At 72.6% G+C, this 24634-nt stretch carries 24 protein-coding genes and 1 pseudogene; 13 read left to right on the top strand and 12 right to left on the bottom strand.

The window, feature by feature from the left end; translation table 11 throughout:
• Positions 1-63: 63 nt before the first annotated feature.
• A complete protein-coding gene (locus ACIPK3_RS03820; RefSeq protein WP_402566358.1) occupies positions 64-1287 on the top strand; it encodes an MFS transporter in 1224 nt (407 codons plus the stop codon).
• Positions 1288-1321: 34 nt separating this feature from the next.
• Here the strand turns inward: ACIPK3_RS03820 and ACIPK3_RS03815 are convergent, their stop codons facing one another.
• On the bottom strand, positions 1322-4618 hold the full coding sequence (locus ACIPK3_RS03815; protein WP_402566356.1) for a BTAD domain-containing putative transcriptional regulator: 3297 nt from the start codon (positions 4616-4618) through the stop codon (positions 1322-1324).
• Positions 4619-4809: 191 nt separating this feature from the next.
• Between ACIPK3_RS03815 and ACIPK3_RS03810 the strand changes: the two genes are divergently transcribed.
• Positions 4810-5613, top strand: a complete 804-nt coding sequence (locus ACIPK3_RS03810; protein WP_402566354.1) for a site-2 protease family protein — start codon at positions 4810-4812, stop codon at positions 5611-5613.
• Here the strand turns inward: ACIPK3_RS03810 and ACIPK3_RS03805 are convergent.
• Together ACIPK3_RS03805 and npdG are read right to left on the bottom strand one after the other, a co-directional pair.
• Positions 5603-5788, bottom strand: coding sequence for a hypothetical protein (locus ACIPK3_RS03805; protein WP_402566352.1), 186 nt, complete (start codon positions 5786-5788; stop codon positions 5603-5605). The two genes, ACIPK3_RS03810 and ACIPK3_RS03805, sit on opposite strands and share 11 nt — an antisense overlap.
• A gap of 138 nt (positions 5789-5926) precedes the next feature.
• Entirely contained in the window at positions 5927-6640 is a 714-nt protein-coding gene (npdG, locus tag ACIPK3_RS03800; RefSeq protein ID WP_402566351.1) for an NADPH-dependent F420 reductase, read from the bottom strand.
• Between the two features lie 117 nt (positions 6641-6757).
• Here npdG and ACIPK3_RS03795 point away from each other — a divergent pair, with 117 nt between their 5' ends.
• Together ACIPK3_RS03795 and ACIPK3_RS03790 are read left to right on the top strand one after the other, a co-directional pair.
• Positions 6758-7354: a hypothetical protein gene (locus ACIPK3_RS03795; RefSeq protein ID WP_402566349.1), complete on the top strand. Its 597-nt coding sequence runs from the start codon at positions 6758-6760 to the stop codon at positions 7352-7354.
• A 64-nt stretch (positions 7355-7418) separates the two neighbouring features.
• Positions 7419-8759: an MFS transporter gene (locus tag ACIPK3_RS03790; protein WP_402566347.1), complete on the top strand. Its 1341-nt coding sequence runs from the start codon at positions 7419-7421 to the stop codon at positions 8757-8759.
• A gap of 31 nt (positions 8760-8790) precedes the next feature.
• Here the strand turns inward: ACIPK3_RS03790 and ACIPK3_RS03785 are convergent, their stop codons facing one another.
• The gene (locus ACIPK3_RS03785) at positions 8791-9024 is read right to left on the bottom strand and encodes a hypothetical protein (protein WP_402566345.1); all 234 of its coding nucleotides are present in this window, start codon (positions 9022-9024) and stop codon (positions 8791-8793) included.
• A gap of 58 nt (positions 9025-9082) precedes the next feature.
• Between ACIPK3_RS03785 and map the strand changes: the two genes are divergently transcribed.
• On the top strand, positions 9083-9940 hold the full coding sequence (map, locus tag ACIPK3_RS03780; RefSeq protein ID WP_402566343.1) for a type I methionyl aminopeptidase: 858 nt from the start codon (positions 9083-9085) through the stop codon (positions 9938-9940).
• Between the two features lie 150 nt (positions 9941-10090).
• Entirely contained in the window at positions 10091-10738 is a 648-nt protein-coding gene (locus ACIPK3_RS03775; protein WP_402566847.1) for a heme oxygenase (biliverdin-producing), read from the top strand.
• A 6-nt stretch (positions 10739-10744) separates the two neighbouring features.
• Here ACIPK3_RS03775 and ACIPK3_RS03770 read toward each other — a convergent pair whose 3' ends face one another.
• Together ACIPK3_RS03770 and ACIPK3_RS03765 are read right to left on the bottom strand one after the other, a co-directional pair.
• Positions 10745-11389: a PhzF family phenazine biosynthesis protein gene (locus ACIPK3_RS03770; RefSeq protein WP_402566341.1), complete on the bottom strand. Its 645-nt coding sequence runs from the start codon at positions 11387-11389 to the stop codon at positions 10745-10747.
• Positions 11390-11447: 58 nt separating this feature from the next.
• The gene (locus tag ACIPK3_RS03765) at positions 11448-12176 is read right to left on the bottom strand and encodes an HtaA domain-containing protein (protein ID WP_402566340.1); all 729 of its coding nucleotides are present in this window, start codon (positions 12174-12176) and stop codon (positions 11448-11450) included.
• 69 nt (positions 12177-12245) lie between these two features.
• Here ACIPK3_RS03765 and ACIPK3_RS03760 point away from each other — a divergent pair.
• The 5 genes and pseudogenes from ACIPK3_RS03760 to ACIPK3_RS03740 all read left to right on the top strand — a co-directional run.
• Positions 12246-12716, top strand: a pseudogene (locus ACIPK3_RS03760) (ATP-binding cassette domain-containing protein); the annotation flags it as partial.
• Between the two features lie 173 nt (positions 12717-12889).
• The gene (gene efeO, locus ACIPK3_RS03755; RefSeq protein ID WP_402566338.1) at positions 12890-14026 is read left to right on the top strand and encodes an iron uptake system protein EfeO; all 1137 of its coding nucleotides are present in this window, start codon (positions 12890-12892) and stop codon (positions 14024-14026) included.
• 50 nt (positions 14027-14076) lie between these two features.
• Positions 14077-15339: an iron uptake transporter deferrochelatase/peroxidase subunit gene (gene efeB, locus ACIPK3_RS03750; protein WP_402566336.1), complete on the top strand. Its 1263-nt coding sequence runs from the start codon at positions 14077-14079 to the stop codon at positions 15337-15339.
• Between the two features lie 3 nt (positions 15340-15342).
• On the top strand, positions 15343-16200 hold the full coding sequence (gene efeU / locus ACIPK3_RS03745; RefSeq protein ID WP_402566334.1) for an iron uptake transporter permease EfeU: 858 nt from the start codon (positions 15343-15345) through the stop codon (positions 16198-16200).
• Positions 16201-16295: 95 nt separating this feature from the next.
• Positions 16296-17327: a hypothetical protein gene (locus ACIPK3_RS03740; protein WP_402566332.1), complete on the top strand. Its 1032-nt coding sequence runs from the start codon at positions 16296-16298 to the stop codon at positions 17325-17327.
• Positions 17328-17383: 56 nt separating this feature from the next.
• Here ACIPK3_RS03740 and ACIPK3_RS03735 read toward each other — a convergent pair whose 3' ends face one another.
• The 4 genes from ACIPK3_RS03735 to ACIPK3_RS03720 all read right to left on the bottom strand — a co-directional run bounded on the left by ACIPK3_RS03735 (position 17384) and on the right by ACIPK3_RS03720 (position 21757).
• Positions 17384-18124: a bifunctional DNA primase/polymerase gene (locus ACIPK3_RS03735; protein WP_402566331.1), complete on the bottom strand. Its 741-nt coding sequence runs from the start codon at positions 18122-18124 to the stop codon at positions 17384-17386.
• Between the two features lie 109 nt (positions 18125-18233).
• Complete coding sequence (locus ACIPK3_RS03730) at positions 18234-19238, bottom strand: small ribosomal subunit Rsm22 family protein (RefSeq protein ID WP_402566329.1); 1005 nt, start codon at positions 19236-19238, stop codon at positions 18234-18236.
• A gap of 42 nt (positions 19239-19280) precedes the next feature.
• A complete protein-coding gene (locus ACIPK3_RS03725; protein WP_402566846.1) occupies positions 19281-20411 on the bottom strand; it encodes a serine hydrolase domain-containing protein in 1131 nt (376 codons plus the stop codon).
• Positions 20408-21757, bottom strand: a complete 1350-nt coding sequence (locus tag ACIPK3_RS03720) for a multidrug effflux MFS transporter (protein WP_402566327.1) — start codon at positions 21755-21757, stop codon at positions 20408-20410. The genes ACIPK3_RS03725 and ACIPK3_RS03720 overlap by 4 nt, the downstream gene beginning before the upstream one ends.
• 101 nt (positions 21758-21858) lie before the next feature.
• Here ACIPK3_RS03720 and ACIPK3_RS03715 point away from each other — a divergent pair, with 101 nt between their 5' ends.
• Entirely contained in the window at positions 21859-22617 is a 759-nt protein-coding gene (locus ACIPK3_RS03715) for an SDR family oxidoreductase (RefSeq protein WP_402566325.1), read from the top strand.
• Positions 22618-22914: 297 nt separating this feature from the next.
• On the opposite strand, the gene ACIPK3_RS03710 is transcribed toward ACIPK3_RS03715, so the two are convergent.
• Positions 22915-23241, bottom strand: a complete 327-nt coding sequence (locus tag ACIPK3_RS03710; RefSeq protein ID WP_402566324.1) for a nuclear transport factor 2 family protein — start codon at positions 23239-23241, stop codon at positions 22915-22917.
• 137 nt (positions 23242-23378) lie between these two features.
• On the opposite strand from ACIPK3_RS03710, the gene ACIPK3_RS03705 reads away from it, so the two are divergent.
• Positions 23379-23936 carry a DoxX family membrane protein gene (locus ACIPK3_RS03705; protein ID WP_402566322.1) on the top strand — a complete coding sequence of 186 codons (558 nt, stop codon included), beginning with the start codon at positions 23379-23381 and terminating at the stop codon, positions 23934-23936.
• 58 nt (positions 23937-23994) lie between these two features.
• Here the strand turns inward: ACIPK3_RS03705 and ACIPK3_RS03700 are convergent, their stop codons facing one another.
• Positions 23995-24582 carry a TetR/AcrR family transcriptional regulator gene (locus tag ACIPK3_RS03700; RefSeq protein ID WP_402566320.1) on the bottom strand — a complete coding sequence of 196 codons (588 nt, stop codon included), beginning with the start codon at positions 24580-24582 and terminating at the stop codon, positions 23995-23997.
• Positions 24583-24634: the final 52 nt, after the last annotated feature.

The following is a 24634-nucleotide window of genomic DNA, read 5'->3' as shown; positions in this document are numbered from 1 at the left end:
GAGCCCGCGCGGGCACACTGCTGCCCGCTCCCCGCTCCCCTCTCCCGAAAGGCGAGACCCGTCATGCCCCTGGCCCTGCTGGCACTGGCTGTCGGCGCGTTCGGCATCGGAACCACCGAGTTCGTGATGATGGGCCTGCTGCCCGACGTCGCGGACGACCTGAGCGTCTCGATCCCCACCGCCGGGCACCTGGTCTCGGCGTACGCGCTGGGCGTCGTCATCGGCGCCCCGCTGCTCGCGGCCCTCACCGCCCGCATGCCACGGCGCGCGGTCCTGGTCGGCCTGATGGGCCTGTTCGTCGCGGGCAACGCACTGTCCGCCGTCGCCCCCGGCTACGACTCGCTGCTCGCCGCCCGCTTTCTGAGCGGACTGCCGCACGGCGCCTTCTTCGGCGTCGGCGCGGTGGTCGCGACGAGCGTGGTCGCGCCGGAACGCAGGGCACGCTCGGTGTCCCTGATGTTCGCCGGCCTGACCGTCGCCAACATCGCGGGTGTCCCGGTGGCCACGTCGATGGGGCAGCACCTGGGCTGGCGGACGACCTTCCTCGGCGTCGGTGCGATCGGGGTGGCGGCGATCGTGAGCCTGCTCCTGCTGATCCCGCGCGACGGCGGCGGCCCCGCTCCCGTCACGGGGCTGCGCGGTGAGCTGGCCGCGCTGCGGTCGCTGCCGGTGTGGCTGGCGCTCGGCACGACGGTGGCGGGCTTCGGCGCGCTCTTCGCGGCGTACAGCTACATCACGCCGATGCTCACCGGCGCCGCCGGATACACCCACTCCAGCGTGACGCTGCTGCTGGCGCTGTTCGGAGTGGGCGCGACGGCCGGCAACCTCCTCGGCGGCCGTCTGGCCGACCACGCGATGCGGCGCACGCTGTTCGGCGGGCTGGCCTCACTCGCCGCGGTCCTCACCGTATTCCCGCTCCTCATGCGCACCCCGCTCACGGCGGCCCTCGCCGTCCTCCTGCTCGGCACCGCCGCGTTCGTGACGGGTTCGCCCCTCCAGCTGATGGTCATGGAGAAGGCGTCCGCGGCCCCCGCCCTGGCGTCCTCCGCCAACCAGGCCGCGTTCAACCTGGCCAACGCGGGCGGCGCCTGGATCGGCGGCCTGGCCCTGGCGGCCGGATACGGCGTCACGTCGCCGGCGCTCGCCGGGACGGGCCTGGCGGTGCTGGGCCTCGCGGTGGCGGGAACGGCGTACGCGGTGGACCGGCGCCGCTCGGTGCCCGCCCGGGCTCGCGAACGCCTGGTCACCGGTCACGTCCCGCAGCACCCGGAAACGCTGCGCTCCTGACCCCCGTCACGCCACCCTCACCGCACACCACGGCTCACACCAGAGCGGTGGCCTCCGCGAGGGAGAGGCCGCCGCCCTCCGCGCATCCCACGTCGTAGGCCTCGTCGCCGAGCAGGGCCCGGACCCGTGCGGTGGCCCGGGCGCGCATCTCGCGTTCCACGCTGGTCCAGACATGGCCGGCCGGCATCAGGGCGTCCGCGGCGCCGAGGCAGCGGGCCGCGTCCCGGGCGCGGGCGCCCCCGTCGAGGCCGGTGAGAACCATCGCGGCGACGACCAGGTTCGACGGCCCCATGTGCGGGGCGACGGCCTCGGAGACACGACTGAAGGCGTGTCGCAGCCCCTGCCGGATCCTGGCCACGGCACTCTCGTGGCGGCCGTCGAGGGCGTCCAGCCACGCCTCCTGGGCGAGGATGAAACCATCGAAGACGGCGAAGTCGGACAGGCCGAACTCCTCGCGCAGCAACCGCAGTTGCTCACGGCACTCGGCGAGCCGGTCGGTGGTGCCGAGCCGGCCGGCCAGGAAGAGCCGGGCGGCGGGCATCGCCTCGTTGTGCGTGCCCTCGGTCCGCGCGACCACGTCGCGCAGCAACTGCTCGCCGCGTTCCTCCTGACCCGCCTCGATCAGTGCGTTGCCGAGGCGGGCGTCGAGCACCGCCAGCTGGGCGCGGGCACCGAGGCGCGCGGCGTGCTCGATGGCCGCCTCGTAGTCGGCGGCGGCGGCCAGATACGCGCCCCTGCCCTCGTGGGACTCGCCGCGCGCCGAGTACGCCTCGGCGGTGCCCCAGTCGTCGCCGAGGCTCCGGAAGATCTCCAGCGCCTCGTCGGCGTCCCTGACCGCGTCGCCCGCCCAGTCGGTGCGGTTGGCCAGGACGTTGGCACGCAGTTGCAGGGTGACGGCGAGGTCGTACTCGAATCCGGGTGTCTCCCGGCAGGTGCGCACACAGGCGTCCATGATGGCGCTCAGCCGCCGCAGGTCACCGGTCAGTATCACGGCGAAGAACCAGAGCATGCCCGGCGCACGGCAGGTCTGCGGCAGGCCGGGCGCGTAGACCTCGGTGACGTTGCGCAGTTTCGTCTGTGCCTCGGGGGTCTGCCAGGCGTCCAACTCGGTGTCCATCACGGCGAGATGTACGAGGTGGACACCACGCCGGGCCTCGGCGAGGACCTCGCCTGTGTACGGCGGCGGGTTGTCGGTGCAGCGCTCCCAGACCGGTTGTGCGCGGCGCACCGGCTCGTCGAAGGGGTCGGGGCCGAGGCGCATGACCTCCTGGCACCAGTTACGGGACTCGATGCGCAGATCGAGCATCTGCCAGTAGAAGACCAGGGAGTGCGCCAGGCACAGCGCCTCCTGCTCGTCGCCTTCGGCGACGGCGTGGCGCAGGGCGGTGCGCAGGTTCTCGTACTCGACCTGGAACCGGCTGATCGCCCGGCGCTGTTCGGCACCCCGCAGCAACGGGTCGGTGGTCCGGGCGAGTTCGCGGTAGTACGTCAGATGCGCTCGCTCGGCGTCGGTACGCCGACCGGCCTCGTCGAGCCGTTCGCCCGCGTACTCGGCGACGGTCTCCAGGAGCCGGTAGCGCATCCCGCAGGGTGAAGGGGCGGCCACGACAAGGGACTTGTCGACCAGCGAGCCGAGCGCGTCCAGCGCGGCCGACCCGCACACCGCCTCGGCCGCGGCGAGGTCGCAGCCGCCGGCGAAGACAGACAGGCGGCGCAGCACGTCCCGTTCGTCCTCGTCCAGCAGGTCCCAGGACCAGTCGACGACCGCCCGCAGTGTCTGCTGGCGGGGCAGCACGGTGCGGCTGCCGGAGGTGAGGAGCCGGAAGCGGTCGTCAAGCCGGTCGGCGATCTGGCGCGGGGTGAGCATGCGCAGCCGGGCGGCGGCCAGTTCGATGGCGAGCGGCAGTCCGTCGAGGCGAAGGCAGATCTCCGCGCAGGCCTCGGGGTCGTCGTGCACCTGGAATCCGGCCCGGGCCGCCGCGCCCCGGTCGGCGAGCAACCGCAGTGCGAACGGCTCGGGCAGCGGTTCGACGGGGCGCAGCAGTTCGCCCGGTACGCCGAGCGGCTCCCGGCTGGTGGCCAGCACCGTCAGCCGCGGGCAGCGTTGAAGGAGCCGCTCCACCAGGCGGGCGGCGGCCTCGATGACGTGTTCGCAGTTGTCGAGGACGATCAGCATGCTGCGGCGGCCGCAGTGTTCGACCAGCCGGTCCAGCGGGTCGTCGACGCGGTCGGCGACGGCGGCCCGCATGCCCTCGGCGCCGGCGCTGTGCAGCACGGTCTCGCGGGCGCCGATCGCGGTGAGTACTGCTTCGGGTACGGCGGCCGGATCATCCACGGGGGCCAGTTCGGCCAGCCACACCCCGTCCCGTGCCGTGTCCCGCACGGCCTCCGCGGCCTCCTGCGACAGACGTGTCTTCCCGGCTCCGCCGGGGCCGAGGAGGGTGACCAGCCGGGCGGTCGCGAGGTCCTGCCGTATGACCTCGATGTCGCCCTGCCGTCCGACGAAGGAGGTGAGCCGGGCGGGGAGGTTGCCGGGCGGCTCGGGGAGTTCGGCGAGTGCGGGGAGTTCGGGGCGGGCGGCGACGGGCGCCACGGCCCGCTCGTCCGGGCTGAGCAACTCCGTGTGAAGGGCGCGCAGTTCCGGGCCGGGGTCGGAGCCGAGGCGGTCCGCGAGGAGTTGTCGCACGTCCTCGTAGGCGGCGAGTGCCTCCGCCGTGCGTCCCGTGTCGCGCAGGGCGCGCAGCCGCAGGGCCTGGAGGGGCTCGTCCAGTGGGTGGGTGTCGCACAGCGCGGTCAGCTCGGGCAGAGCCTGGTCGGCCGCGCCGAGGGCGAGCGCGGCAGTGTGCCGGGCGCGCAGGGCGTCGAGGCGGCGGATCTCCCAGCGGGCCGCCTCCGCGGTGCGGTCGGGCAGGTCGGCGAGGGCCGGGTCGTGCCACAGGGCGAGGGCGTCGTCGAGGGTGACGGCCGCCTTCGCGGGATCACCGTCGGCCAGGGCGCGCAGGCCCTCGCCGGTGAGCCGGTCGAAGCAGTGCAGGTCGATGTCGTCGGGCGCGGCGGCGAGCCGGTAGCCGCCCTCGGCCGAGCCGACGGCGTCCGGCCCGAGCGCCCGGCGCAGTCGTCCCACCAGTGCCTGGAGGGCGGCGGTCGCGTCGGCTGGCGGGTCACCGTGCCACACCTCGTCGACCAGCAGCCCCACGGACACCGGTCGGCCGGGCCGCAGGGCCAGCACGGTCAGCAGGGCACGCAGCCGCGCTCCGCCCACGGGTACGGCCGTGCCGTCGGGGCGGAGCGCCTGGGTGGTGCCGAGGATGCGGTAGCGCACGGGGTCCATTGTCTCCGGTGGCGTCGGTGTCGTTCACCGGGTTCGGCCGGTGTGGCGTCGGTGTTGTCGGCCGGTTTGCGTCGGGGTCGTCCGGCGTCACCACCCTCCAGGAACCGATCGCCGGCCGCGAGACGTTTTCCCCTCCCGCCGGGTACGGTCGACCCCGCCGCACCCGACATGCCACCAGGAGCCCTTCCGTCATGACTTTCGCAAGCACCCGCCGGCACAGCGACCGGCGGATCAGTCCCGTCTTCATCGGGATACTGGCCGTCACGGCGGTCACGGGCTGGGCGACCTGGAGCGGGTTCGCCGAGCAGCCCGGTGTCGCCGTGTTCCTGTTCGTGACGGCGGCCTGGATCGTCTCCCTGTGTCTGCACGAGTACGCGCACGCGCGCACCGCGCTGCACAGCGGGGACATCTCGGTCGGGTCGAAGGGCTATCTGACGCTGAACCCGCTGAAGTACACGCACGCGCTGCTGAGCGTCGTACTCCCGGTGCTGTTCGTGATCATGGGCGGGATCGGTCTGCCGGGCGGCGCGGTGTTCATCGAGCGGAGCCGGATCCGGGGGCGCTGGCGGCACAGCCTGATCTCGGCGGCGGGCCCGCTGACGAACGTGCTGTTCGCGGTGGTGTGCACGGCCCCGTTCTGGCTGGGCGCGCTGGACGGCGTGCCACGCGACTTCCGGTACGCGCTGGCGTTCCTCGCGCTGCTCCAGGTCACGGCCGCGATCCTGAACTTCCTGCCGGTGCCCGGTCTGGACGGCTACGGCGTGATCGAGCCCTGGCTGTCGTACAACGTGAAGCGCCAGGTGGAGCCGTTCGCGCCGTTCGGTCTGCTCTTCGTGTTCGCGCTGCTGTGGGTGCCCGCCGTCAACGGCGCGTTCTTCGACGTCGTCGACGCGATCCTGCGCGGCCTGGGGATCAACGACGTCGATCAGTACTGCGGTCAGGAGCTGTACCGGTTCTGGCAGGGCGAGAACGAGTTCTGCTCGGTCAGCCCGTGACGGAGCCGCCGTCGGTGCCCCGGCCGCGCTTGAAGTAGTACCAGGCCATGTTGGACGACAGGCCCACGAGCAGCACCCAGACGATTCCCAGCCAGCTGCCCTGGACGAAGGACACGACCGCGGCGGCCACGGCGAGGAGGCAGACGGCGAGGGAGTAGAGGGCCAGGCGGGGCATGTCGGGGGCTCCTGTCCGGGGACATTCGGGGGGACACGTCCGGGACACATCGGGGACGCGTCGGGGGACACTGCTGATGCCGCCCACCAGTGTCCCCCATGGGCCCGGCGGCCCCCGACCGGACTCACACGTCGTGACTCACACGTCGGTGACGCGGAGCCCCGCGTGCGCCTTGTACCGGCGGTTGACCGAGATCAGGTTCGCGACCAGCGACTCCACCTGGTGGGCGTTGCGCAGCCGGCCCGCGAAGACGCCGCGCATGCCGGGGATGCGCCCGGCCAGAGCCTGCACGATCTCCACGTCGGCCCGCTCCTCGCCGAGGACCATGACGTCGGTGTCGATCTGCTCGATCTCCGGGTCCTCGAGCAGTACCGCCGACAGATGGTGGAAGGCGGCGGTCACCCGGGAGTCCGGGAGCAGCGCGGCGGCCTGCTGGGCGGCGCTGCCCTCCTCCGGCTTGAGCGCGTAGGCACCCTGCTTGTCGAAGCCGAGCGGGTTGACGCAGTCCACGACGAGCTTTCCGGCCAGTTCGGCGCGGAGCGACTCCAGGGTCTTGCCGTGGCCGTCCCAGGGGACGGCGACGATCACGATGTCGCTGCGCCGCGCGGTCTCGGCGTTGTCGGCGCCCTCGACACCGTGCCCGAGTTCGTCGGCGGCGGCCCGGGCGCGTTCGGCGGCCCGGGAACCGATGATCACCTTCTGGCCGGCCCTGGCGAGCCGGTGGGCGAGGCCCTTGCCCTGCGGTCCGGTGCCGCCGAGCACGCCGACGACGAGTCCGGAGACGTCGGGCAGGTCCCAGGGGTCCTTGGCGGGGGCCTTCGCGGGCTGCTGTGCGCTGTCGGTAGAAGTCATGCGGTGACTCTACGTCCGGCGCCTCTCCCCCACCGGACCAGGTCGGTTCTCCCCGGGCGGGCGAATTCGGAGTGAACCGCGCGTCAGGAGTGACCGGTTGCGGCAGGATGCGGTCGCATGGACGCCGTACGGGTCGCGCTGCTGCGCGAGGTGCTTGCCGGGACGGAGTGGCTGGGCGCCACGCGACGGTTCGCCGGGGCGCTGCGCGGCTCCGTGGTGGCGCACGGAGGCGGGCTGCTGCTGGTGGGCACCCCGGAGTACGAGCCGTGGCATCTGGCGGCCCATCTGGTGGACGAGGCCGCCTGGTCGGGTACGCCGGAGCTGGCCCCGACGCTGGTCCGGCACACGGCACGCCCGTCGGATCCCGCGCACCTGGCTGTAGGCCCGGGCCGGATCGGGGCGGCGCGGCGGGGGGAGACGCTGCTGGTGGTGGCCCCCGGGGAGGCCGGGCCGCTGCTGGAGCGGGTGCACGAGGCCCGGCGCTCCGGGGTGACGGTGTTCGCCCTGGGGGCCGGTGACGGCGAGCTGGCGTCGATGGCGCACGAGGTGCTGGCCGTGCCCGAGGGGGCGGAACTGGACCTGGACACGGTGCAGCACCTGGTGAGCGCGGCGGCCGGGGAGAACGGGGCCTCGCCGAGGGTCCGGCGCGGCTTCCGGGACCGGCTGTCGCGGCTGGCGGAGACCCTGACGGCACCGCCGCCCGCTCCCTGGTGACCCACCCGGCCCGCAACGAAAAGCGGTTGTCCCGGGCAGGGCATCCCGCTGACCATGGCTCTTCGTGACCGACGACGCCGAAGACCCAGCAGACGCCGCAGACGCCGAGAATCCCCCCACCGGCCTGCGCGCGCTGCTGCCCGACCTCGCGCCCTGGCGGGCCTCCGCCGACTTCCGCAGGATCTGGATGTCGGGGCTCATCAGCAACTTCGGCAGCTTCCTCACCTTCGTGGCGCTGCCGGTGCAGATGAAGGAGCTCACCGGGTCCGCGGCGGCGGTCGGGGCGATCGGGGCGGTGCAACTGGTGCCGCTGATCGTGTTCGGGCTGTACGGCGGCGCGCTCGCCGACGCGCTGGACAAGCGGAAGCTGATCGTGTGGACGGAGGCCGGGGAGGGCCTGCTCAGCGCCGTGCTGCTGGTCAACGCGCTGCTGCCGCGGCCCGCCGTATGGCCGCTGTATGCCGTCGCCGCCCTGTCCTCCGCGCTCGGCGCGGTGCAGCGGCCGGCGCTGGACGCGCTGTGGCCACGGATCGTGGCCCACGACCAGCTGCCCGCCGCCGCGGCGCTCAACTCCTTCCGCTGGACGGTCGGTGGGGTGGCGGGGCCGGCGGTCGCGGGCGTGGTCGTGGCCTACGCCGGGCTCGGCTCGGCGTACGCGGCCGACGTGCTGACCTTCGTCGTCTCGCTCGTCCTGGTCGTCCGTATCGCCGCCTCCCCCGCCTCGCACGCGGCCGCGAAGCCGTCGCTGAGGGCCGTCGCCGAGGGCGCCCGGTACGCCTGGAACCGCAAGGAGCTGCTGGGCACGTACGTGGTCGACATCGCGGCGATGTTCCTCGCGATGCCGCTCGCGGTGCTGCCGTTCCTCGCCGACGAACTGCACGCCGAGTGGTCGCTGGGCCTGATGTACGCGGCGCTGCCGGCCGGCGCCCTGCTGGTGAGCCTGACCAGCGGCTGGGCGTCGCGGGTCCACCGGCACGGGCTGATGGTGGTGGTGTCGGCCGCGGGCTGGGGGCTGGCCGTGGCCGTCGCCGGGGTCTGCGGGAACGTCTGGCTGGTCCTGCTGTTCCTCACCCTCGGGGGCGCGTTCGACATGGTGAGCGGGGTCTTCCGGGCCACGATGTGGAACCAGACGATCCCGGACGAGCTGCGCGGCCGCCTGGCCGGGATCGAGCTCCTGTCGTACTCGGCGGGCCCGCAGCTCGGCCAGGTCCGGGCGGGCGGCTTCGCCGCCTGGGCGGGTGTGCGGGCCTCCGTGTGGTCGGGCGGCCTGGCCTGCGCGGCGGCGATGGGGTTGCTCGCGCTGTGTCTGCCGGGGCTGATGACGTACGACGCGCGGACGAACGAGCACGCGGTACGGCAGCGGGAGCGGCGTGAGGCCGCCGCACCCGCCCGCACTCCGGCCTGACCGGTCCGGTGCCGGGTCGTCCGGCGCCGGGTCAGTCCTCTCCCCGCTCGCCCCCGGCGGGGGCGTCGTGCCAGCGTGGGTCGTTCTCCCACTCCAGGTTGCGCTCGCGGGCCGTCTCCATCGCGTGTTCGGCCTCCGCCCGGGTGGTGTAGGGGCCGAAGCGGTCCTTGCCCGGGCAGTCCGGGCCCTCCTCGACCTTCTTGTGTTCCAGGCAGTAGAACCACTCGCCCGGCTTGCCGACGGTGCTCTTCTTGAACAGGGCCATGGACAGCTCCTCTCGCCACCGACATGTTCCCCCATGCCCGCTGGTTAGACTCGCTGGCATGTCTGGCCAGTCGCTGCTCGTACCAGGGGAGCTCTCTCCCACCCGCTCGGTACCCGGGAACATCCGTCGCCCCGAGTACGTCGGCAAGCCCGCGCCGACCCCGTACACCGGTCCGGAGGTCCAGACCCCGGAGACGGTCGAGGCGATGCGGACCGCCGGGCGCATCGCCGCGCGGGCGATGGCCGAGGCGGCGAAGATCATCGAGCCGGGTGTGACGACCGACCAGCTGGACAAGGTCGCCCACGACTACATGTGCGACCACGGGGCCTACCCGTCCACGCTCGGCTACCGCGGGTACCCCAAGTCCCTGTGCACCAGTGTCAACGAGGTCATCTGCCACGGCATCCCGGACTCGACGGTGCTGCGGGACGGCGACATCGTCAACCTGGACGTGACCGCATACATCGGCGGGGTCCACGGCGACAACAACGCGACCTATCTCGTCGGTGACGTCGACGAGGAGTCGCGGCTGCTGGTGGAGCGGACCCGGGAGTCGCTCGACCGGGCGATCAAGGCGGTCAAGCCGGGCCGGCAGATCAACATCATCGGCCGGGTCATCGAGTCGTACGCCAAGCGGTTCGGATACGGCGTGGTGCGGGACTTCACCGGCCACGGCATCAACTCGTCGTTCCACTCCGGGCTGATCATCCCGCACTACGACAGCCCGCACGCCACGACCGTCATCCAGCCCGGCATGACCTTCACGATCGAGCCGATGCTGACGCTCGGCACGCACGAGTACGACATGTGGGAAGACGGGTGGACCGTCGTGACCAAGGACCGCAGGCGGACCGCGCAGTTCGAGCACACGCTGGTGGTGACGGACACGGGGGCGGAGATCCTGACGCTGCCGTAGTCCCCGCGCACGCGCCGACGGCGGCCCGTCCCTCTCGGGGGGCGGGCCGCCGTCGTGTGCGCGGGGCCGGACACGGGTAGGCTCACTTGCCGACAGCGTGTCGGCAACTCGTTGACTTAGGTAAGGCTTACCTTAGAGGATATGCCTCTCATGGACTCCTTCTCGACACTCATCCGCTCCGCGTCCCATGAGCAGCACGTGGAGGCCGAGACCTCGACGTTCATGAGCGACCTGCTCGGCGGAAGGCTCGGCGTGGACGCGTACGCGCGGTACACGGAGCAGTTGTGGTTCGTGTACGAGGCCCTGGAGAGCGGAGCCGACCGGCTGGCGTCGGACCCGGTGGCCGGTCCGTTCATCCGGCCCGAGCTGTACCGGCTGGCCGCGCTGGAGCGGGACCTGGCCCATCTGCGCGGCCCCGCCTGGGGCGCGGACCTGACCGCCCTCCCGGCCACCCGGGAGTACGCGGAGCGGATACGGGACTGCGCCGACCGCTGGCCCGCCGGGTACATCGCCCACCACTACACCCGCTACCTCGGCGACCTCTCCGGCGGCCAGATCATCCGCGACCGTGCGGAACGGGCCTGGGGGTTCACCAGGAAGGGCGACGGAGTCCGCTTCTACGTCTTCGACGAGATCCTCAACCCCGCCGCCTTCAAGCGGGGTTACCGCGAACTCCTGGACGACGTGGACGCCGACGACCTGGACAAGCAACGGATCATCACCGAGTGCAAGCGGGCGTTCGCCCTGAACACGGCGGTGTTGCGGGAGTTGGGCGAGGAGTTCACGCTGAGCGCGTAGCTGCGCTCAGCGTTCCAGGAACACCCGTCCCCCCACCTCCACCCAGCCCTCCGGCTGGGGTGCGGTCAGGAGTTGGGAGCCGGCGCCCTGGGTGATGTTGAGGGCGCGGTCCAGCCGGTCGGTGAGGAGGAGGGCCGCCGCGCCGGTGGCCTCGTCCTCCGTGATGCCGTCGTCGCGGCCGGGGAAGGCGCGGGCGCGGATCCGGCCGGCGGCCTCGTCCTCCCAGGCCCAGGCGTAGACCCAGTCGCCGGGCGGGGGCACGGGCAGCGCCTCGACCTCGGCGGCGGTCGGGTACTGACGCAGGGTGCGGGGCGGGGCCCATTCCGGGCGGGCCTCGATCCAGCTGAACTCGCCGTCCAGCCGGGCCCCGACGACACCCGCCGGGGTGACCAGCTCGGGCACGTCGAGCAGCCAGGCCACGCCGACGCAGGGGTGGCCGGCGAAGGGCAGCCGCATGGTGGGGGTGTAGATGTCGATCACCCCGCGCTCGGGGTCGTCCACGAAGACGGTCTCACTGAAGCCCAGCTTCGCCGCGAACGCCTGCCGGTCCTCCCGGGCCGGCAGGCGTGAGCCGTCGCGGACGACGCCGAGTTCGTTGCCGTATCCGCCGTTCGCCGCGCAGAACACACGCAGCACGTCGTAGTCGTTCACCCTGGCATTGAAGCACCGTGGCGACGGCCGGGCGGACGCACCGGGGCGTGTCCGCGGTCTACGCCTCCGTACGCCTCCGGCGTGCCACGAGCACCACGCCCGCACCCGCCGCCGCCGTGAGCGCGGCCGCCGTTCCGAGCGCCGCCGCCGGGAACGTGGAGCCCGTCTCGGCCAGGGTGGGACCGCCGGTGCCGCCGCCGGTGGTGGTGGCGGTGAGGCCGCCGGTGCCGCCCGCGGTGTCGCCCGTGGTGCCGGAGGAGGCGGTGCCGGGGTCGTTCGTGCCGTCGTCCCCGTCGGGGAGTTCGGCGTCGTCCGTCACGGCTATGGAGAGGTCCACGGGGTCGAGTTCGGCGCCCGCGCGGTAGAAGTCGCCGAAGGCCTTCGCGCCGGCCGCGGTGAGCGTGGCCGTCACATGGTCCACGGTGATGACGTCGTCCTTGGCGGTGAGGGCGGGCTTCGGCGCCTTCAGGTCGGCCAGGACCACGTCCTGCGACTTCACGCCGAGGCTCGTGACGTCCGCGGTCAGCTTGCCCGAGCCCTTGACGAGCGTCGCGTGGACGTCGGCGAGGGTGAGGTCGAGGCCGTAACTCCCGTTGCTCTCGTGACCCTTGAAGTTCACCGCGCCCTTGAAGGCGGCGGAGAGGGAGCCTGCCCCGGTGTCGCAGCTGCCGGTCGCGCCGGGGAAGGTGAACGCACCGTTGCCCGCGGCCTGGGTGGCCCCGTCCGACGTCGCGATCCTCCCCTTGGCCGCGCCGCCCACGACGTACGCGCGGAACGAGTCCTTCACACCCCGGCCGAGGGTGCCGTCCGCGATCTCCCCTTGGTTCCGGGCGTGCCGCCGGTGCCCGGGGGCGCGATGGGACGGGCGCCGCACGCCGCCTGCGCCGAGGAGGACGACCTGGCCGTGGCGGAGGCGATGGCCACCACCGAGGTGAGCGGGTTCGCCGCACGGCCCTTCGACGCGCTCAGCGGCGGTGAACGCGCCCGGGTCGCGCTCGCCCGGGTTCTCGCGCAGCAGGCCCCGCTGCTTCTGCTGGACGAGCCGACCGCCGCACTCGACCTGAGACACCAGGAGTTGGTGCTGCGGCTGTGCCGGGACCGGGCCCGCGCCGGTGACGCGGTGGTCGTGGTGCTGCACGACCTGACACTGGCGGCCGCCTACGCGCACCGGGTGTCGGGGCTGCGCGAGGGTCGGGTCGCGGCCGACGGGCCGTCGGCCGAGGTCCTCACCGAGCGGCTGCTCTCGGACGTCTACGGCCAGCCGGTGGAGGTGTTCCCGCATCCACGCACGGGGGCGGTCCTGGTGACCCCGCGCAGAGCCTTTTGACCGGTGTTTGACCGTTCCATGGCATCGGATTTCCGCCGTCGAGATCAAGCCGTGGCCGCGGCCGTTCCCGGGCCCCGCAATGGGAGGTGAATCACAGACCTCATGGGTATGGGTGAGGTAAGCCTCATGTAAGTTAGGGCAGCCTCACCACATCGCCCCGCTTGGAGCCCTGCATGCGTGCCGCCCGACTCACTGTCACCGCCGCCGTCGCCACGGCGGCCCTGACCGCCATCTCGGCATGCACGGCGAAGAGCGATGCCAAGGACGGCGACGCGATCCAGGTCACCGCCGCCGACTCGAAGTGCGAGACCTCCGCCAAGTCCGTTCCGGCCGGCCATGTCACGCTCAAGATAGAGAACAAGGGCTCCAGGGCCACCGAGGTCGAGATCCTGTTCCCGGACGACCGGATCGTCTCCGAGAAGGAGAACATCGGCCCCGGCACCAAGTACACGCTGACCGCCGAGGTCAAGGCGGGCTCCTACGAGATCGCGTGCGTGCCCGGCATGAAGGGCCACGGTGTGCGGCAGAAGCTCACCGTCACCGGCGCCAAGGCCGTCAAGCGCGACCCCAGGCTGGACAAGGCCGTCGCCGACTACCGCGAGTACGCCCAGCAGCAGGCCGACGCCACCGTGCCGCTCACCGAGACCTTCGCCAAGGCGATCAGGGCCGGTGACCTGGAGGCCGCCAAGAAGGCGTACTCCCCCTCGCGCCTCGGCTGGGAGCGCACCGAGCCGATCGCCGAGTCCTTCGGTGACATCGACCCCAAGACCGACACCCGCGCCGACGGCCTGGAGCCGGGCCAGAAGTGGACCGGCTGGCACCGGCTGGAGAAGGCCCTGTGGGCCGACAAGAAGATCGGCGACGAGGAGAAGACCCTCGCCGACCAGCTGGTGACCGACCTGAAGGACTGGCAGAAGCGGGTCGGCAAGGCCGAGATCACCCCGACCTCGATGGCCAACGGCGCCAAGGAGTTGCTGGACGAGGTCGCCACCGGCAAGGTCACCGGCGAGGAGGACCGCTACTCGCACACCGACCTGGTCGACTTCAAGGGCAACGTCGAGGGCGCGCAGAAGGCGTACGAGCTGCTCAAGCCGGTCGCCTCGGCCAAGGACGCGGCGCTGGCCCAGCAGCTGGACAAGCAGTTCGGCGCGCTGAACACGCTGCTCGACAAGTACCGCTCGGACAAGAACTCGTACGACTTCACCTCGTACGACAAGGTCACCAAGGACCAGCGCAAGGAGCTGTCGGACGCGGTCAACGCCCTGGCGGAGCCGCTGTCCAAGCTCGCCGCCGCGGTCGTGAAGAAGTAACGGACACCCGGAAGCAGCGGACACCGAAAGCATCGGACACAGGGGACGGTATGACCGAGGCCCAGGGCAGCACTCCTCCCACCCGCCGCTCGCTCATCGGCTGGGGCGGTGCCGGGCTCGCGCTCGGTGCCGCCGCGGCCGGCGGTGCGGTGGCGATGACCCGGGTCGGCAACGACGTGGACCCGGTGTCCGCCGAGGCGGGCGCCGCCGTGGAGTTCCACGGCGCCCACCAGGCGGGCATCGCCACTCCGGTGCAGGACCGGCTGCACTTCGCCGCGTTCGACGTGCAGACCGAGGACCGCGCGGAGTTCGTCCAGGTCCTCAAGGACTGGACGGCGGCCGCGCGCCGGATGACCGCGGGCAAGGCGGTCGGCGAGGGCGCGTACGGCGGCCTCGCCGAGGCGCCGCCGGACGACACGGGTGAGGCGCTGGGTCTCAAGCCGTCGCGGCTGACGCTGACGATCGGCTTCGGGCCTTCCCTGTTCGACAAGTTCGGGCTCGCCGGGCGGCGGCCCGAGGCGCTGGTGGACCTGCCGCAGTTCCCCGGCGACAACCTCGACCGCGTACGCACCGGCGGCGATCTGTGCATCCAGGCCTGCGCCGACGACCCCCAGGTCGCCGTGCACGCGATCCGCAACCTGGCCCGCATCGGCTTCGGCAAGGTCGTCATCCGCTGGTCGCAGCTCGGCTTCGGCAAGACCTCGTCCACCACCCCGGACGCCCAGACCCCGCGCAACCTGATGGGGTTCAAGGACGGCACCCGGAACATCGCCGGGACCGAGACGGACCGGCTGAAGAAGTTCGTGTGGGTCGGCGAGGGCGACGGCGGCAAGAACTCGGCCTGGATGAACGGCGGTTCGTATCTGGTCGCCCGGCGCATCCGGATGCACGTGGAGACCTGGGACCGCACCTCCCTGCAGGAGCAGGAGGACATCTTCGGCCGCGACAAGGGCGAGGGCGCTCCGGTCGGCAAGGCCAAGGAGCGCGACGAGCCGTTCCTGAAGGCGATGAAGCCGGACGCACACGTGCGCCTCGCGCACCCCGACTCCAACCACGGCGTCACCATCCTGCGCCGGGGCTACTCCTTCACCGACGGCACCGACGGGCTCGGCCGGCTCGACGCGGGCCTGTTCTTCCTCGCGTACCAGCGTGACGTGCGCAAGGGGTTCATCCCGATCCAGCGCAGCCTGTCGGCGTCGGACGCGCTCAACGAGTACATCCAGCACGTGGGTTCGGCGGTCTTCGCGGTCCCGCCCGGTGTCCGGGACAAGGACGACTGGTGGGGCCGGACGCTGTTCTCCGGGGAGGCGTGACCCGTGTTCTCCAACTACCTGATCGGTCTGCGGGAGGGCCTGGAAGCCAGCCTCGTCGTCTGCATCCTGATCGCCTACCTGGTCAAGACCGGCCGCAGGGACGCCATCAAGCCGATCTGGGCCGGCATCGCCATCGCGATCACCATCGCGCTGGGCTTCGGGTTCGCCCTCGAATACGGCTCGCAGGAGATGACGTTCGAGGCGCAGGAGGCGCTCGGCGGCTCGCTGTCCGTCGTCGCCGTCGGCCTGGTCACCTGGATGGTGTTCTGGATGCGGCGCACCGCTCGGCATCTGAAGGCCGAACTGCACGGCAAGCTGGACGCGGCCCTCGCCGTGGGCACGTTCGCACTGGTCGCCACCGCGTTCCTGGCCGTCGGCCGGGAGGGCCTGGAGACCGCGCTGTTCGTGTGGGCGTCGGTGCACGCGGCCGGTGACGGCACCCCGCGCCCGCTGATCGGGGTGGCCCTCGGCCTCGCCACGGCCGTGTTCCTGGGCTGGCTGTTCTACCGCGGCGCCCTGAGGATCAACCTCGCCAAGTTCTTCACCTGGACCGGCGGGATGCTGGTCGTCGTCGCCGCGGGCGTCCTCGCCTACGGTGTCCACGACCTTCAGGAGGCCAACTGGATCCCGGGGCTCAGGAACCTCTCCTTCGACATCAGCGACACCATCGCGCCGGACAGCTGGTACGGCACGCTCCTCAAGGGCGTCTTCAACTTCCAGCCCGACCCGACAAAGCTCCAGGTCACGGTGTGGCTGCTGTACCTGGTCCCGACGCTCGCGCTGTTCCTCGCCCCGGCGGGGTTCGTGTCCCGGCTAGGCCGACGGCGGCAGACGCCCGCGGTCGTCGAGGACAAGGTCTGACGGCAACCGCCGTACGCGGGCCGGGGAACCCGGCACCGCGCCGCCGCCCCGCCCCGGTAGGGTCACCTCCGGGAAGGGGAAGGTGAAGGCACCTCATGACCAGGGATCACGGCTCTCGAAGGCTTCGCCGGCGGGACCGGAACGCGCTCGTCGCCGCCGCGCTGACCGTTCTGTCGCTGACGGCGAGCGGATGCGTGGTGGTGCACGGCGAGCGTGAGGTACTGCCCGCCGGCACCCGGGCCGAGGCCGCCAAGGCGCTGGAACGGTTCACCAACGCCTACAACGCGGCGGACAAGGCCTACGACAGCTCGCTGGACGCCGACTTCGTCACCGGCGCCCTCGGCGACATGGACGCGGCCCGGCTGAGGGCGGGGCGGGTGAACCACCCCGGCGGCAACTCCGCGCACGTGCCGCTGAAGCTGTCCGACGTGAAGCTCACCATCCCCAAGAAGGCGGGCTGGCCACGCTGGTTCGTCGCCGACACGGCCACCAACAAGGGCGGCAGCGCCCGCTGGCTGTTCGTGTTCACCCGCGACAGCCTGGCCGAGCCGTTCCAGGTGGCGTACCTCACGCTCGTGGCCCCGGGCGACGTGCCCGGCTTCAAGCTCGACAAGGACGGCTGGGCCGAGGCCGTACCGGCGGACTCGGCCGGGCTGACGATCCGCCCGCGGGATCTGAGCGAGCAGTACGTCACCTACCTGGAGAGCGGCACCGGCGCCTTCGCGAACGGCCCGCACACCAGCGGCTGGCGCGTCACCCGCGCCAAGGGGGCCAGCAGACCGGGTCTGGTAACCCAGTACATCGACCAGCCGCGCACGGGCGGCGCCTACGCGCCGCTGGCGCTGCGCACCGAGGACGGCGGGGCGATGGTGTTCTTCACCACCCACCACTACGCCAGGCAGACCGCCGCCGTGGGCACCGCCGTCCCCACCCAGAACAGGAACGTGCGGGCTTTGACCAAGGGCGAGGTCAAGCAGTCGCTGACGCTGGAGTCCGTGTCGAACGAGGTCGTCCTCGACCCGGCAACGGGGACGGCGGGATCGGCGTCGGGTGACGGGAAGTCGGGCGGCGGCAAGGTGAGGATGCTGGGCCGTGTCCAGGGGCTCACGGCGGCCAAGGGCGAGTAGCGGCCGTGGCCAGTGGCCAGTGGCCAGTGGCCACCGGTCGCCGGTCGCCGGTGGATTCAGTGGCGCATGGGCCAGGCGGCCGTCGAGTGGCCCGACTCCTCCGTGCCCACATGGCGGGCGCAGGCGTCGGTGAGGGTTTCCAGCAGGGTGAGCGGGTCGGGCAGGGCGTGCTCCGGGCCGCGTACCCAGCGCACCCGCCGGTCGTCGTCACCGGGCAGCCGGGCGGGCGGTACGAGCACGTAGGAGCCCCGGCAGTGCCAGCGCAGCCCGGGGTGCTCGTCCATGGTCTCGGGGCGGCAGTCCAGTTCGCAGGGCCACCACTCGTCCTCGTCCTCGGGCGTGCCCCGGGTGAGGGTGAAGAACAGCATGCGGTCGTCGTCGCTCTCGGCGACCGGACCGGTCTCGACACCGGAGGCGAGCAGCCGCTCCAGCGCCTCCCGCCCGGCCGCCAGCGGCACGTCGAGGACGTCGTGGACCATGCCGGTCGCGGTGATGAAGTTGGCCTCGGGCTGGTGACTGGCCCAGCGCTCGATCTGGGCGCGGTCGGTGGTCGACTGCGTCTGCCAGGCGAACGACACCGGGTGCCGGGCGGGGGTGGGACAGCCGACGCGGTCGCAGGAACAGCGGTAGCCGGGCGCGGGGTGCGCGGCGGGCGCGAGGGGCAGACCGGCGGCCGCGGCGGCGAACAGCTGGGCCTCACGATCGCCCTCGCCGGGAGTCTCCTGCGGGCGGCGTCCGCGCAGCCACTGGGAGAGTTTGCCCTGCCGACCGCTCCGACCGCCGAACGTCGCGCTCATCTGTCCCCTCTCGCCGTGGTCCGGACAGCATGCCCTATGGTCCCGCATCGCCGTACTCCGGGGTGCCTTGTCGGGACATGCCGGGCTTCCGGCCCTCGGTCACGCGCGCTCAGGCGTCCGGAGGCCAGGCGTCGCCCCAGTCCGCGTCCCGGGCCGCCCGGTAGAGCTCGCCGTGACGTTTGGTGACCGTGGTGCGGCGCAGTTCTCCGTCGGCCTCGCACAGGTCGAGGAGCACCTGGCCCTTGCGGATCTGTGGGCGCCGGACCACACGGGCGGCGGCCGGAGCCGCCGTGACGGTGTCGGCGGCGTCGGGGCGGATGGCGGCGACGTAGCTGAACTTCTCGTCCTCGTAGGCCAGTGAGCCGCCCTTGACCTGGCGGTGCAGGGAGGAGCGGCTGACCCGGGCGGAGAAGTGGCACCAGTCCTCGCCGGGGACGATCGGGCAGCGGTCGCCGTGCGGGCAGGGGGCGGCGATCCGGAAGCCGGCCTCGGTCAGCCGGTCGCGGGCCTCGATGACACGGGCGTATCCGGCGGGAGTGCCGGCCTCCACGATGACCACGGCCCGTGCGGCAGCGGCGGCGGTGTCGACGAGGCGGGTGCGGTCGGCCGCGGTGAGTTCGTTGAGGACGTAGGAGACCGTGACGAGGTCGGTGCTCCCGATGTCGAGCGCCGCTCCGATCCGGGCGCGCTGCCAGCGGGCGTCCCGCAGTGCCGGGCTGGCGGCGGCGATCTCCCGGCCGAGGGCCAGCGCGGGTTCCGCCCAGTCCAGGACGGTCACCGGCCGGGCTCCCTCCCAGGTGGCGCTGACCGCCCAGGTCGCCGCGCCGGTTCCGCCGCCGACGTCGACATGGCTGCCGGGCGTCCAGCCGGGTACGGCCCGCGCGAACGCCGTCAGCGCCGCCCGTACCGCCTCGAACGTCGCGGGCATCCGGTAGGCGGCGTAGGCGGCCACGTCCGCGCGGTCGCGGAGGATCGGCGCGTCCGTCGGGGTCTGCCCCCGGTAGTTCGCGATCAGCCGTTCCACGGCGCCGGCGGCCTGTTTGGGCGGCAGCCCGTCGAGCAGTCCGGCGAGTACGGCACGGAGGTTTTCGGCAGGGGGGACGGCGTCGTTCACCGTGCGATTCTCTCAGGTGTGCCGGACGGCCCGGGCGGTCGCTCAGACGTCCCGGACCGCGCGGGCGATCCGGGTCGCGGCCCGCGCCCGGGGCCCGCTGTCCCCGGGCCGCCTGCGGGGGTGCACCACGTTGGCCAGCAGGACGAGGAAGGTGTCCGTGGCCGGGTCCAGCACCAGCGAGGTCCCTGTGAAGCCCGTGTGCCCGGCCGCTCCGTGCCCCGACAGCTCCCCCATGAAGTACGGCTGGTCGACGACGAAGCCCAGTCCCGGCGCGGTCAGCAGCAGCTCCGTGAAGTCGGGGCCGAGGATGCGCGCGGGGCCGTACGCGCCGCCCGCCAGCAGCGCCCGGCAGAAGACCGCCAGATCTCGTCCCGTCGAGAACAGCCCCGCGTGGCCCGCGACGCCGCCCAGCGCCCACGCGTTCTCGTCGTGGACCACCCCGCGCAGCATCCCTCGGTCCGCCTTGGCCCACGGCCGCCGCTGGTCCTCGGTGGCCGCCGCGTCCGGGCACGGCCCGAAGCGGGTCGCCGTCATGCCGAGCGGGCGGGTGATCCCCTCGTGGACGAGGACGTCGAGGGGGCGTCCGGTGATCCGCTCCAGCACGGCCTGGAGCAGCAGCATGTTCAGGTCCGAGTAGCGGAACGTGCCCGGTTCACCGGTGGGTGCCTCGGCGCGCAGCAGCGCGAGCCGCGCCGGGCCGTCCGGGCAGTCGTACAGCGGGAGTTCGGGCCGCAGTCCGGAGGTGTGGGTGAGCAGCTGGCGGACGGTGACGCCGTGCGTGGCGGCGGCGCGGAACTCGGGGAGGTAGGCGCCGACCCGGGCGTCGATGCCGAGGGTGCCCCGCTCGATCTGCTGCACCGCGGCGACGGAGGTGAACAGTTTGGTGAGGGAGGCCAGATCGAAGGGGGTGGTCACGGTCATCGGCACCCGGTCGGCGGGCGGGAGTTCGACGCCCCGCCCGGCTTCCGGGTCGTAGGACGCGTACCGGACCGCCCAGCCGGCCGCCTCCTCGACGGCGACGACCGGGCCACGCCCGGCCACCACGACGGCTCCGGCGGTCCAGGGCCGGGCGCCGGTGGTCAGGGCGCGCACCTCGCGGGCCAGGTGGTGGAGTTCCTCGGGGTCGAGCCCGGCCCGTTCGGGTGTGTCGACGCGGATCTTCGGCGTGCTCAGCTTCTGCTCCCCGTGTTGTCGGTCCCGGCGGCCGGGGTGCCAGCGGCCGAGCTGCCGGTGGCCGAGGTCTCGTCGCCGGCCGTGTTCCAGGGCCGGCACAGGACCGCGAAGCAGGCGAGGGCCAGGAGTGCCGCGGACAGCTGGACCACGGCCATCGGAACGGCGGTGTGCTCGCCCGCGATGCCGACCAGCGGGGAGGCGACCGCTCCGACGAGGAAGGAGGTGGTGCCGAGCAGCGCGGAGGCGGAGCCCGCGGCGTGCCGGGTGCGCATCAGGGCGAGGGACTGGGTGTTGGGCAGGGTGAGGCCCATCGCGGACATCAGCACGAAGAGCGCGGCGGCGACCGGGGCGAGACCGACCGGCCCGAAGGCTCCGGTGGACATCAGCAGCAGGGCGGTGGCGGCGAGGACGATCACGGTCAGCCCGGTGGCCAGCACCTTGTCCAGGCGTACCCGGCCGACCAGGAGCTTGCCGTTGATCTGTCCCGCGGTGACCAGACCGACCGAGTTGAGGCCGAACAGCAGGCTGAAGGTCTGCGGGGAGGCGCCGTAGATCTCCTGGATCACGAAAGGTGAGGCGCTGATGTAGGCGAAGAGCGCGGCGAAGGCGAAGCCGCCGGCCAGCATGAAGCCGGTGAAGGGGAGGTCGGTGAGCAGGCCGCGCATCGTGCGCAGGGCCTGGCCGACCCCGCCGTCGTGCCGGTCGGCGGGCGGGAGGGTCTCGGGGAGCCGGAACCAGACGAGCGCGGCGAGCGCGACGCCGATGACGGTGAGGACCACGAAGACGCCGCGCCAGTCCGTGACCCGCAGGATCTGCCCGCCTATCAGCGGCGCCACGATCGGGGCGGCGCCGGATATCAGCATCAGAGTGGAGAAGAAGCGGGCCATCTCCACACCGTCGTAGAGGTCGCGTACGACGGCCCGCGCGATGACGATCCCGGCCGCGCCCGCGAGTCCCTGGGCCAGCCGGAAGGCGACCAGGGTCTCGACGTTGGGGGCCACCGCGCACAGGACGGTGGCGAGGAGGTAGACGGCGAGGCCGGTCAGCAGGGGCCGGCGGCGGCCCCAGCGGTCGCTCATCGGGCCGACCACGAGCTGTCCGAGGGCCATTCCGGCGAGGCAGGCGGTGAGCGTGAGCTGGATGGTCGCGGCGGGGGCGTGCAGCGAGCGGGTGACCTCCGGCAGGGACGGGAGGTACATGTCCATGGCGAGCGGGGGTGTGGCGGTGAGGCCGCCGAGGACGAGGGTGACGAGGAGGCCGGTACGGCGGCCGGAACGGACGGGGCTGCCGGACGCGGGCTGCCGTTCGGTGTCCCTTGTCGGCGATGCGCCCGTGTGCTCGGCCATGTGCCGTCCCTCCCCTGCTGTCGGCGAACCAGCCCCATGGTCTCAGTTCGGGCGCGGTGCCGGGAGCCGCGGCCCCGGTTCCGGCCCCCTACGCTGCGGTCATGACTGACACGGAATCGAGGATCGCCGTGGTGACCGGCGCCGGATCGGGTATCGGCCGCGCGGTCGCCGTGGAGCTGATGCGGGCCGGCTGGTCGGTGGCGCTGGCCGGACGGCGCCAGGGGCCGCTGGAGGCCACGGCGGCGCTGGTCCCGGAGGCCGGCTCGCTCGCCGCAACCGCCGATGTCGCCCGGCCCGACGACGTCACGGCGCTCTTCGCCGCCGTCCGCGACCGGTTCGGGCGGGTCGACCTGCTCTTCAACAACGCGGGCACCTTCGGCCCCGGCGGGGTGCCGGTGGAGGACCTGTCGTACGAGGCGTGGCGGCACGTGGTGGACACCAACCTCAACGGGGCGTTCCTGTGCGCGCAGGCGGCGTACCGGCAGATGAAGGAGCAGGACCCGCGGGGCGGCCGGATCATCAACAACGGTTCCGTCTCCGCCCATACGCCCCGCCCGCACTCGGCCCCCTACACGGCGACGAAGCACGCGCTGACCGGGCTGACCAAGTCGCTGTCCCTGGACGGGCGGCCGTACGGCATCGCCGTCGGGCAGATCGACATCGGCAACGCGGCCACCGCCATGACGGCGCGGATGGAGAAGGGTGCGCTCCAGGCGAACGGGGAGACGGCGGCGGAGCCGGTGATGGACGTGGCCGATGTGGCGCGCACCGTGCGGCACATGGCGGAGCTGCCGCTGGAGGCGAATGTGCAGTTCGCGACGGTCCTGGCGACGGCGATGCCGTACGTGGGCCGGGGCTGAGCGCCGCACCGGCCGCCAACTCCCCAACCTGCACAAGCGGAATTCCAACGTCCGAGGTATTGCGGCCGATAGCGGCCTTATGCTCAACTTCCTCCACAAGAGCTTCACACAAGTGCTTCACACTTGGAGCAGGTGGATTCCGCAGACCATATTGCGCAGACCATTTTGAGGGGGGAGACGGCAGCCGTTCCACCGGGCCGGAGTTGGGGGTGGACCTCGCGCGGGACCGCGGGGTACGCACCGGTGGGTGGAACGGCTGCCGCACAAACCGCCGCTCGACCGCGCCTCGGCCGCCCCTCAGGCCTCCCCGGTCTCGAAGCGGGAGATGCGCCCGTCGTCCCCGACCGTGAAGTCCCACCTGGTGCGCATCTCGCCCCAGGTGTCGTTCCGGTAGCGGGCGACGAGGGTGCGGCCGCCGCGGGACTCCTTGTCGACCTCCAGATGGCCGTGGGTGGTGAAGATCTCGCGGTCGATCCAGTCGGCGAGTTCCCGGTCGGAGCCGTCGTCGGCCATCGTCGCGCCGGGGGCGAGGAGTTGCATGAAGGCCTCGCGGTCGTGGGCGTTGACGGCGTTGACGAAGGCCCGGACGGCCGGATCGCTGAGCTTGGCTGTCTGAATCGTCATGCCAGTCAGACTCACATCGCGCCCTGGGCCCCGCCACCCGAACGGCGCCCGGGGCGGGCCGTGCGAGTGGCGGGGATGCGACGGTGGACTTCGATGCTGTCGCAGTCGACGTCGACACTGCCGCCGGGGAGCCAACCGTGACCTGTTACGACCGACATGACGTGGGCCTGCTGCTGCTCCGGCTGGGGACCGGCGGGGCACTCGCCGCGCACGGCGCGCAGAAGCTCCTCGGCTGGTTCGGCGGGGGCGGGATCGAGGGCACGGGACAGTTCATGGAGTCCGTCGGCTATACCCCCGGCAAGGCGAGCGCGGTCGCGGCGGGGCTCGCCGAGGCGGGCGGCGGCACCCTGCTGATGCTGGGCCTCGCCACGCCCGCCGCCGGTGCCGCGGCGGCCGGCGCCATGACCGGCGCGAGCGCGGTGCTGGCGCCGGGCGGCTTCTTCGCCCAGCAGGGCGGCCTGGAACACCCCGTGAGCCTCGGCGTCGCCGCGACCGCGCTCGCCGTGGCGGGCCCCGGCCGCCTCTCCCTCGACCACGTCCTCGGTGACGCCCTGAACCGCGCCTGGATGGTCCCGGCGGCCCTCTGTGTGACGGGGGCGGTCACGGCGGCGGTGGTGGGGATGCGCGAGGCACGGGTACGGAGGCGGGCGGCGGAGGAGCAGGGGGGACGGCAGGACCCGCTGTTCGAGGAGTAGCGGGATCAGAAGTCAGCAGCCGGCAGCAGCCGGGAAGGCACCGAGCACCGAGGCGCCGTCAGGCCGCGGCCCAGCCGTGCTCCAGCAACCGGAACGCCTCCCGCAGTACGGCGTCGGGATCGTCCTCACCGCCCCGCAACAGGCTCCGCGCCTCCAGCGCGAAGAGCGCCAGCGCCGCGCACCGCACGTCGTCGGCCGGAGCGCCGGTCTCCTCGGCGATGGCACGGGCGAGCGCGCCCTGGTGCCGCATCCACATCCGGTGCCCGTAGTCGCGCAACACGGGTGTGGACTCGACGAGTTCACGAAAGGCCGCGACACGCGGCCCGTCGGGGCCGCCGCCGAACCCCGTCCGCAGGATGCCCTCGCACAGCGCCGCCGGAATCGACTGCCCCGCCGCCCGCTCCCGCACCGCCGCGACCAGCGTCGCCTCGTGCTCGGCCTCCTCGTCGAAGACCAGCGCCTCCTTGCTCGGGAAGTGCTTGAAGAGGGTCGTCGTCGAGACGTCGGCGGCGTCCGCGATCTCCTTGACCCCGACCTTGTCGTACCCCCGCTCGAGAAACATCTCCAACGCCGCGTCGGCCAACGCCTTACGGGTGGCGGCCTTCTTGCGTTCGCGGCGGCCGGGTGGCGGGGGTGGGGTGGTCATGGGGGGATGGTAGCAGCTTGGGTGAGTGAGTCAGAGTATTGAGTGATTTCAC

The organism is Streptomyces sp. NPDC086787, assembly GCF_044745865.1.
Lineage (GTDB): Bacteria > Actinomycetota > Actinomycetes > Streptomycetales > Streptomycetaceae > Streptomyces.
The sequence above is the reverse complement of the archived record's forward strand: the minus strand, read 5'-3'. Positions and strand labels throughout refer to the sequence as shown.